A 9,650-nucleotide genomic window follows, 5' to 3' on the forward strand; every position below is an offset into this window, starting at 1 on the left:
GTCTACAACTTGGAAAATACTCTAAGGAATTGACCTAATTATCTAAGTTTCATGTCCACACTATAGGGTCCATTATAGTATTCCTAAGTTGACCTGGAATTGCAAAATTAAAAATCAATCAATAAAAATGGAGAAAATTTTTGACTTTAAATTCTAAACCCAAAAAATCAATCAACAAATCTAATATCTGACTCTCGTAACGCAAAAAGGAGACAGATTCAAAACCTGTCTCCCATCTTCTATCCATTATTCATTAACTATTTATCACTTACGAAAATGAATTTTACGCTTCCGTCCATTCCGTCTGCGATTCCAGAGAAGTTCTTGTATTCTTTGGATGCATCCAGAAGTTCGTTTGCCTTATCCAGAAGTGAATCAACATCTCCATCAAATACACTTACCAGTTTTTCAATTCCTTCTTCGTTGAACTGGATCATACCACTGTTCAGTTCAGCTGCTCCAGAATCAAGCTGTTCTACACCAGATACCAACGCGCCTGTACTGCTCTGGAGAGTGTTCAGACCTGTTGACAGGGTTCCAGCTCCACTGTTGAGCTGGGATGCGCCACTTGCCAGCTGGCTAGCTCCGTTTGCCACTGACTGTGCTCCCGCATTTGCAGTTTTCATATTTGTGCTGAGAGCTGCACTTCCCTCACTCACCTGTCCTGCTCCTGCGCTTAATGTTCCAAGTCCTGAATTAAGGCTCTGTGTTCCTGCAAGTAATGCTCCAGTTCCTTCTGAAAGCTGTTTGGTTCCTGCCGCAAGCTGAGTTGCCATACTTCCAACACCAGACTGCAACTGGTTTGCACCTGTTCCAAGAGTTCCAAGGCCTCCCGCTAATGTTTCAGCTCCTGTCTGTACACTTGCGGCTCCATCTGCCACCTGTCTCGCTCCTGCTCCAAGTGTTCTAAGGCTGTCGGATAAGTTTCCGGCTCCTATTGCAAGATTGTTCGCTCCCGTCACAAGATTTCCTGCTCCTGCTGCCGCCTGACTAATTGCCGTCTGCTGTGCCTGTATACCCGCAATAATCTGGTCAATTATCCCTGCCTGTTCCGGCACTGCCTGTTTCAAAGCCTCAAGCCCTGCGATCATAGCATTGCTGTTTTCTGAATTCGCAATAGTATTCAAGTCTGTCTGTAACCCAGAAGCTCCTGCCTGTAACTGATCCGCTCCGTCTTTCAACGAGCCAGCACCTGCCTGTGCCTGTGCAAGTCCATCTCTTACCTGTTCAGCTCCTGTTGCCACCTGTTTTGAACCTTCCGTAAGACTTACCGCACCATCTTTCGCCTGACTGATTCCATCACTCAACTGTCCCACACCATCATTTAATGAACTTACTCCTGCTCCAACCTGGCTCTGCATCTGTGCAACCCCATCGTTTAATGCCTGCGCTCCACTTTCAAGCTGTCCAACTCCGTCTTTTGCACTCTTTGCTCCTGCTGCTACCTGTGCGGATCCTGCATTCAAACTCTCAGCTCCACTTGCCAACTGGCTTGTTCCACTTGCCAGGCTCTTGCTTCCATCAGCCAGTGTATTCGCTCCGCTCAGCAGACTACCTGTTCCACCAGCCAATGTATTTCCACCACTTGCCAGCTGATCAATTCCGCTTACCAGTGTTCCTGATGAAGAAAGCAGTGTATCCAGTCCGTCTTTCAACTGTCCGGAACCATCTACAAGTTTGTTTGATGCATCCTGAAGCTCTGTCATAGAATCCTTCAGTTCATCCAGGCTGTCAAATTTATCGGTACCTACTTCATTGAACACTTCGTTTGTTGCAACTGTAACGGCTTCTACTTTTTCGTAATCTGTCACATCTGCTTCTACTGTAAAGGAATCCGGGATATCCAGATCATCCACCTTGCTACTAACTGATGTAAGCTGTTCTTTCAACTGTGGAAGTCCCATTCCGATCACGATATCTCTGTCACCATCTGAGATTACTTTCCCATTGTCAACAGTTACATTTGAGAATTTCTCGCCATCCATCAGAAGTCCGGTCGCCATTAAAAATGGTGTGTATTTTCCACTGTCAGCACTTGTATTCTGATATTCATAATGGATCTTTAAGTGTCCACTCTTTCCTTCCAGATCATCTGCGCTGACTTTCTTTCCGTCAAGTTCATAAGTAACCTTCATTCCTACAGGAATCTTCTTTGTGGTTGTTCCCTGATAGCAGATATCTTTCTTATCTCCCTGCCATACCAGTTTACCGTTATTTTCAGAAAAGGTTTCATCACCTTTTACATTCTTGATGTCTTTCAAATCTGATACATCATCAATGGTTCCAAGACTCGAAATATTTTTCAGCTGATCCGATACCGTAACATCTTTCTGGTTTCCTGCGTCATCTACTTTTACATATACAGTCTCATCTTTTGCAGGTGTTGCGCTGCTGCTTGTTTTTGTTTCGCTTGTTTTCTTTGTCTCTGTGCTTTTATCTTTATTATCTGCCGCCTGTACATTTACAGATATTCTTGCAATATTTCCAACTACAAGTGACGCCATAAGTGCAAGTGTAACTAATACTCTGTATTCCCTGTTCTTCATGTTTAAAAACCTCCTGTAAGCCTCTACTGACTTTCCTGTCGGTATGCTTTCTTCTTTTTGACTACTGGTCATTTTCTAGCTCGCACTTACTATAACTCAAAAATGACCATAAGTCAATATTTTTCTACAAAAAAGTTGACTCTGAGTCATTTTGATTTTATAATAAAGATAATTCAAAGGAAAAGAGGAATGAATCATGGGAAAAGTAGATGAAAACAAGCATCAGAAAATGGATGCTCTCTTTCAAAGCGCATACGATTTATTTCTGAATCAGGGAATTGAGAAAACATCAATCAGCGATATAGCAAAAAAGGCCGGAGTTGCGAAGGGAACATTCTATTTATATTTTGCAGACAAATACGAGATACGCGACCGGCTGATCGCACGGACAGCCAGCCGACTTTTCCAGAGAGCACACAAAGCTCTGGAGACAGCCGACATCCCCGAATTCGAAGATAAGATTATTTTTATTGTAGATTACGTTTTAAATGCCATGCAGAAAAATAAACTGATTCTGAGATTTATCTCTAAGAATCTCAGCTGGGGCATTTTCAGACAGGCTATCACCAATAATATGCAGGATGATGAGGGTGAAATTCTTGCATATTTTAGTAATATCCTTCTGGATCATCCGACAATCAAACTTCGTGCGCCGGAAACTATGCTGTTTCTGATCATAGAACTTGCAAGTTCTACTTCATACAGCACGATCCTGGACAACGATCCGATGTCGTTTGAAGAATTGAAGCCATATCTTAACGAAAGTATCCGCGCGATTATCCGTAACCATATTATCGAAGATACCGCAGAAAATTAAACAGCAAAAGTCCTGTCAGAATCCGAATATCGAATCCGGATTCTTAACAGGACTTTTCTATATTTTCTTTCCTTGCCAGCTTTACTTTTGACAGTTTTCTTCAAATTTCAAAACCTTAACGCTTCTCATTTTTCCGCATTTTCAGCTTCAGCATTGCAGTAACCTTTTTCGCATCCAGCTCCGTCACATTATTTTCTCCGAGTACATCTGTCTCAATGCCCTCTTCACTTTTATTGATATCCAGAATTTCTCCCAGATGATCATTTTCTACCACAAACTGGCCAACTGTACCACTGAATTTCAGCCCGGTTACCGGAATTCCTCTGATTTCCATCTGTTCAGCCGTATTTGCGAAATCTACGTCACTGTTTCCCCATCCATCGGACGACAGGATAACTCCGTCTGCCCGCATAGCTTCCGCCCATACTGCCGCACGGGTTCCAACAAGCAATTTATCTGTATTATCATCTGGCGTTCCAACAATTATGATTCCCATCAGATCCAGATCTTCATCCGATGATACCACATCAAGAAGAGGATCCCTGAAATGATGTAGTGATGTTTCCTTTGTCGATGGTCCAATTCCCATAATCGCACCTCCTATTGCATAGAACGGATAATTCCGTCACGATATTCGTTTGGTGTAACGATCACCGGCATATTTCCCATATCAATGATCGAGCGACCGTTTTCAGTTCCCGAAGGCTCTCTTGCAAATAACGAAGTATCGTACATTGCCCCCTGTCCGGCAACCTGTTTTACGATCAAAACACGTTTTTTTCCTGGGCGAACCACATCATGGTACTCATGTCTCTCTGTGCAGAGATCGCCCCTGAACTTCTTCATCTGTTCCCGGAAAATCTGGATAAACTCGTCACAGGCATGGTGGGCTGCAAGTACACCTTCTCTTTCCTGTCCCATTCCAGGTTTCAGAACAACATCAAATGACACAATATAATCATCATCCCCCGGAGTACCCGCACGGTTCAGATACAGCTTCTCTTTCAGATTGCCTTCACTGGACCCAAATTCGTGTGCCTGTTTTCCGTTTTCATCTACACCGGTAAGGATTACATAAACGCCGGTGAGCGTATGCGTAATCCCGTCCCCAATCTTTCCAAGTACTTTGGTCGATATCGGAATGATATCCATCATCGTATTGGTATAACGGTCATGTTCTCCCGGTCTTATAATCTGTACATCTAATTTGGAAAGCTGTGGATATTTCGGTAAAATTTCATCCAGTATTTTCTTCTCGATCGTCATCTTTCCAGATGCTGTCACTTTATTTTCTCCGCCTTCTTCCACCTCAGTAATATGGAAAGCTTTGATCACAAGCCGGCGCAGATCTATTTCTTTCTCCATATAATCATCCTCAATTCTAAATTGAACCCAAATGCGCCCTGGCACATTTGAGGCACGTAGCACCTTTTATCTAACAGGAAATTTTATCAAAATATCCAGTTAAATAAAAAGGACATCTCCGGCAAATCAGAGCTTTCGCCCCAATCCTGCCGGGGATGTCCCCTTTTTACTATTTGATTATACTTTCGCTACATATTCAAACGGCAGCGGAACAACTTTTCCTGGAGTATCCAGCTTCACGAGCTGTTCCAGAGTTGCTTTTACGATGCCTGTCTGCATCTCAACGTTGTGTGGTTCACCAGCGTTAGCTCCCATAGGAACACGCGGAGCAACCGCACGTGGGGTACCGGTCTGACGAACAACCGGCGGAAGCGCAGCAATAATAATTGTAGGAATTCCTGCGGCTTCAATCGCTCTCTGCACCAGAACTGCAGAGCGGTGGCAGGTACCTCAACCAGCGGTGAGGATAACTGCGTCTACGCCTTCCTCTACAAACATCTTTGCAATGGCAGGACCAGTTTCATGTTTGAATTTTTCCTGGTTTCCGCCACCACCCATGAATCCGGCATGTACCGGTGCACATGCTTTGATAAATCCTTCTTTAGCAAGCTCATGGATACGGTCAATCGGGAACATACAGTTGATGTCTTTGTTTACATCACTGTTGTCATATCCACCGTGAGATACCATTAATTCATCTGACGGCATTTTATCTGTTATTTTTCTCCAGGTAAAGTCACCGGCAAGGTTGAATCTCTTCTGATCCTTGTGGTGCACACCTGCTGCTGTGGCGAGGGCAATTGTCATATCCTTCAGTTCTTTTTTCACCGGAGCCCATACTGGCGGCGGAGTTACCGGAACAAAGATTTCTGACTGAAGTCCTTTAACAACGGTCAAACTCATGTCTATTTCCTCCTGATATAATTACACTTCATCATTCTTCTTATGAGACTTCATTTCTTCCTGACGTCTCTGATACGTCTGCAGGTTACTAACATATTTTTCATTGGCGTCCGGTCCAAGCTGTTCGACAAAACTCATATTCCATCCAACTTCCTGTCCTACCACTAATGGATAATCCGTAATCAGCATTCTCATCGGGATTTTCAGATAACCTAATCGTCCCTTCAAATCGATTCCAACACATCCATCATGGATCTCTACGATTACGCCTTCCATATAGATGATCTTATCGCCATATTTCATAGTCATTCACCTTAATCGTATTTTTCTTTTCTCTTCTGGCTCATCGGCAGTGACTGCTCGTTCTTAACCAATTCAATTGTTCTGTCCATAGTCTTTGAAATCAGTTCGATGTTATTTGCTTTTACATTCGGATTCCATTTTCTTTCTGCCTTCTTCACTTCTTCTCCAGCCATTCCAGCTTTCAGCATAGCAAGTGCACGGATTGCTTCTTCCTGGCAAAGCGTGTTGCAGGCAAGAACTTCGTTCTCGATTCCTGATTCAGATTTGTTGTTATCTACCATGTACTGCATGTATTTGTTTCCAACTACAAGTGCTCCCTGTACTGCGCAGAATGAAAGTCCAACAACCGGAATTCCTCTCATACCGATCTGTTCGATATGGCTTGCAAAATCGATGTGGTTGTTACCAAATCCTTCTGTTGTGACAAATGCACCATCAACATCAAGAGCTTCTACCATCATACCAACACGTTTTGATACATAGAATTTCTCTGTATTGATCTGTGGGCTACCTACAAAGATAACACCGCAAAGGTCAACTTCTTCATCATGAAGAGTTTCAAGAACCAGTGGTTCTCTCCAGTAATGTCTTGACATTTCTTTTGATGCAGGTCCGATACAGGTAAGTGCATGGATACATCCGTCAAGTACTTCCAGTGGAGATGCCATGATCGGTACGTTTCCAAGGTCAACGTTTGGTCTTGCGCCAAGTACTCCGACTGGTTCCATAGGAAGAATCAGGTTGTCATGCATAGCACCCTGTCCCATGATTTCTTTTACGATAACGACTTTCTTCTTACCAGGTCTTCTTACCTGATTGAATGTCTCTGTATCTACTACAAGGCTTTCGTCTTCTACTTTCTTCAGAGCTTCACGGATTTCCTGTGTGATCACGTCTGTTGCAGAATGTGCAGCAAGCGGACCAGGTCTTTCCATGTTGGTTCCTTCTTTGATGATAACTTCTGTCTTGATGAAGATCTCACCTTTATCAGGAGCTCCCGGACGTCCCCACATGATATTTTCATCCAGGTATCCTTCGGAAGAACCGAATTCGCCAATCTGAACACCATTGTCGTCTGTTCCGGTAACCATCATGATAACGCCATCAAGTACTCTTGTTGTACCTGTACCGATTTCGTCTTCGCCCTCTTTTGTAGCGATCGGCTGTACGTCCATAATTGTATTAGAATAAGTATGGTACTGATCCGGTGTAATGATATCAATCTTTAACTGATGAACCAGTTCCTGTGAAGCAACTGCTTCTTCTTCAATTCCTTCTCGGATGTAAAGAGTTGTTCCTTCGATCTTTGTCTCCGGTCCACGCTTTACTTCTGTAATTTTATAATGCTTTCTGGTAACGCTTCTTACGACTTTCGGTTCCAGCTCTTTTGTCGGTGTTGCGCCTGAAACCACGCCTGCCGGTAATTCTACCTCTGCCGGTACTTCCGCTACTGCAACACCGTTATTAAAACCCATCGGCATTTCGATATCGATATCTTTGCCTTCTCCAATGTGGATTTTTAACACGCCGCCAACTTTCTGTACACTTGCTGTAGGATTTGCAGTAACTGCTGGTGCTTCTTCTTTCACTTCTTCTTTTGCTTCTTCAGCCGGTGCTTCCTCTGCTGCAGGTGCTTTTGCGCCTTCAACAAGATCAGCTGTAAGTGGTGTAAGAGAATCGCAGGTCTTAACAAGCTTTGCTCCAAGTACCTGTTCGATTGTAAGTGTTCCATCAAGTTTCAGAAGTCCTGAATCTACCAGATCATCAAAGATAGCCGGATCTTCAAGGTTTGCAGCCTGGATTGTAATGCCGCCTTCTGCTCTACAGCACAATACTGCAGGATCTTTTGCATGTTCTTTTGCGGTTTCCGCTGTAATTGACATAATAATTTCCTCCTTGTTAATTTAACAATAACTCAATTAACTATTTATACACTCACCGAAGTGAGGTATCAACTTATCTATTTACCTTCCGGTAACTGTTCTACCTGTTTTGAAACACGCAGATATCTGTAAAGTGGATGTCCGATTGTACGCATTACATGGTCTGTCTGGTGGAATACCTTAAGTCCCATCTTCGGTGCTGATCCCATTACTGTATTTGAACAGTCTGAGCAGTTACCAATAATAATGTACTCGCATCCATCCTTCTTGAACTGAATATTATTCTTAGCCTGTCCAGGACAGTTTCCAGGTCTTTCGCATTTAAGCGGAGCTCCCGGTTTGTTTTCAATTGCCTGTTTACATCTGGCTACTGATTTCACTACACCATTCATCTTCTGACAAATATCTCTCATACGTTCTTCGCTACCACCGCAGGCACATACCAAAAGACCTACACTTGCACCATGAAGATCTGGGAAATCAATTGTAACAATGATTCCACCAGTTGTCTTTGTGATCGGTGCATCCTCTGTAGTAGCATGTCCGGTAAATGGACCACCCATGATGATTTCCCCATATACACCATCAATACCACCGGCACGTTCGATCATTTCCCCAACGCTTGTGCCGACCGGTACATCCATAAATACATGTGGCTCATTACCGCCATTGATCTTACCGATAACAGTAAGGTTCTTAGAAAAGCATGGCTTTCTCTCTTCAATTGCTTCCGCAACTCTTGCAAGAGTTTCTACATTACAGACAATTGCATTCGCTGCTGACGGAAGCTGTGTTGTATTCAGTTCGATTCCAAGACATTCTCTTACAACCGCACGTTCTTCTCCCATCGGATAAATATCCGGAAGTAAGTGGATCGTGATCGCCTCTTCATCTTTTAATGCCTCGCGCAGTGCCTTTACTGCTTTTTCATTTTTCTTCTTAATTGCAAAAATAGCTTTTGATGCATTGGAAATCTCCATGCAGTGTTTTACTCCGCGGATAACTTTCGCACAGTCATCTTCCAGCTGCTGAATGTTATGACGAAGTCCAGGCTCACACTCCGCTGCATTTACAAGGATATATCCTCCCTGCAGATCTGTTCCGAGTTTTACACCTGTCGGGAATCCGGCGCCACCCATTCCGACAACACCTGCCGCTTTTACCATATCAAGCTTGCTGCCTTCCGGAATCTTTACATATTCATCCTTCTGTTCTTCATCCGGCTTGATGATGATACGGTCTTCCAGTACGTCTTCTACCACACCATATGCACTTGAAAAAATATTAGCTCCAAGGCCTGTCGGTGTTGCAATCAGAGTCCCTTTTTCTACTCTGTCTCCGGCTTTTACAACCGGTGCACAAGGAGCTCCTACATGCTGACGCAGCAAAATCTGTAAGTTTGCCATGTCTCTTCTCTTCCTTTCTCCTCTACGTCGAAATCTATATCTTATCTTGTCCTACGCGTATTTGACTATAGTTTAACAAATAGATATATTTTTTTCAATAGCATTTATAGATTTTCACTTTTCATGTTGGACTCAATACTAGAATCTAGTCTAGTGATTGATCTGTACTATAGTCTATATGATTTTACTTGAAAATTCAATATCTTTTTTATATATAATCTATTTATTTTTTTCATCGGTTCTGTCTGATTTTTACAGATTGTCTATTTTTTCTCATTTTACTTATCCGCATTATCTATAAGTATTCTGGCCAAGAGGATTTACGTCAAAAAAGAAAAGCCACCGTACTGTTTCTGGTATGCTCCCCGTCAAGAGGACAATAAAAAATAATAAATTTTTGTATCGTCAGCCATGCTATGGCTGGCGA

Annotated in this window: 8 protein-coding genes; 1 reads left to right on the forward strand and 7 read right to left on the reverse strand. The window is 43.0% G+C overall.

What is annotated here, in order from left to right; genetic code table 11:
• Positions 1 to 257 precede the first annotated feature (257 nt).
• Positions 258 to 2,546 (reverse strand): hypothetical protein, encoded by a 2,289-nt coding sequence (locus AB5213_RS16625; RefSeq protein ID WP_368276986.1) that lies wholly within the window; start codon positions 2,544 to 2,546, stop codon positions 258 to 260.
• 196 nt (positions 2,547 to 2,742) lie between these two features.
• Here AB5213_RS16625 and AB5213_RS16630 point away from each other — a divergent pair, with 196 nt between their 5' ends.
• Positions 2,743 to 3,363: a TetR/AcrR family transcriptional regulator gene (locus AB5213_RS16630; RefSeq protein WP_008372509.1), complete on the forward strand. Its 621-nt coding sequence runs from the start codon at positions 2,743 to 2,745 to the stop codon at positions 3,361 to 3,363.
• A 115-nt stretch (positions 3,364 to 3,478) separates the two neighbouring features.
• Here the strand turns inward: AB5213_RS16630 and AB5213_RS16635 are convergent, their stop codons facing one another.
• From AB5213_RS16635 to prdC, 6 genes are all read right to left on the reverse strand, one after another.
• Entirely contained in the window at positions 3,479 to 3,952 is a 474-nt protein-coding gene (locus AB5213_RS16635) for a glycine/sarcosine/betaine reductase component B subunit (RefSeq protein ID WP_055158009.1), read from the reverse strand.
• Between the two features lie 11 nt (positions 3,953 to 3,963).
• Positions 3,964 to 4,728: a proline reductase cluster protein PrdD gene (gene prdD, locus AB5213_RS16640; RefSeq protein ID WP_215634501.1), complete on the reverse strand. Its 765-nt coding sequence runs from the start codon at positions 4,726 to 4,728 to the stop codon at positions 3,964 to 3,966.
• A 177-nt stretch (positions 4,729 to 4,905) separates the two neighbouring features.
• On the reverse strand, positions 4,906 to 5,631 hold the full coding sequence (prdB, locus tag AB5213_RS16645; protein WP_082421153.1) for a D-proline reductase (dithiol) protein PrdB: 726 nt from the start codon (positions 5,629 to 5,631) through the stop codon (positions 4,906 to 4,908).
• A 21-nt stretch (positions 5,632 to 5,652) separates the two neighbouring features.
• On the reverse strand, positions 5,653 to 5,934 hold the full coding sequence (locus tag AB5213_RS16650) for a CBO2463/CBO2479 domain-containing protein (RefSeq protein ID WP_022220196.1): 282 nt from the start codon (positions 5,932 to 5,934) through the stop codon (positions 5,653 to 5,655).
• A gap of 11 nt (positions 5,935 to 5,945) precedes the next feature.
• Positions 5,946 to 7,817 (reverse strand): D-proline reductase (dithiol) proprotein PrdA, encoded by a 1,872-nt coding sequence (gene prdA / locus AB5213_RS16655; protein ID WP_008372497.1) that lies wholly within the window; start codon positions 7,815 to 7,817, stop codon positions 5,946 to 5,948.
• 77 nt (positions 7,818 to 7,894) lie between these two features.
• On the reverse strand, positions 7,895 to 9,223 hold the full coding sequence (prdC, locus tag AB5213_RS16660; RefSeq protein ID WP_008372495.1) for a proline reductase-associated electron transfer protein PrdC: 1,329 nt from the start codon (positions 9,221 to 9,223) through the stop codon (positions 7,895 to 7,897).
• Positions 9,224 to 9,650: the final 427 nt, after the last annotated feature.

This window comes from Coprococcus sp. RTP21204st1_G4_RTP21204_210225 (assembly GCF_040915385.1).
GTDB lineage: Bacteria > Bacillota > Clostridia > Lachnospirales > Lachnospiraceae > Allocoprococcus > Allocoprococcus comes.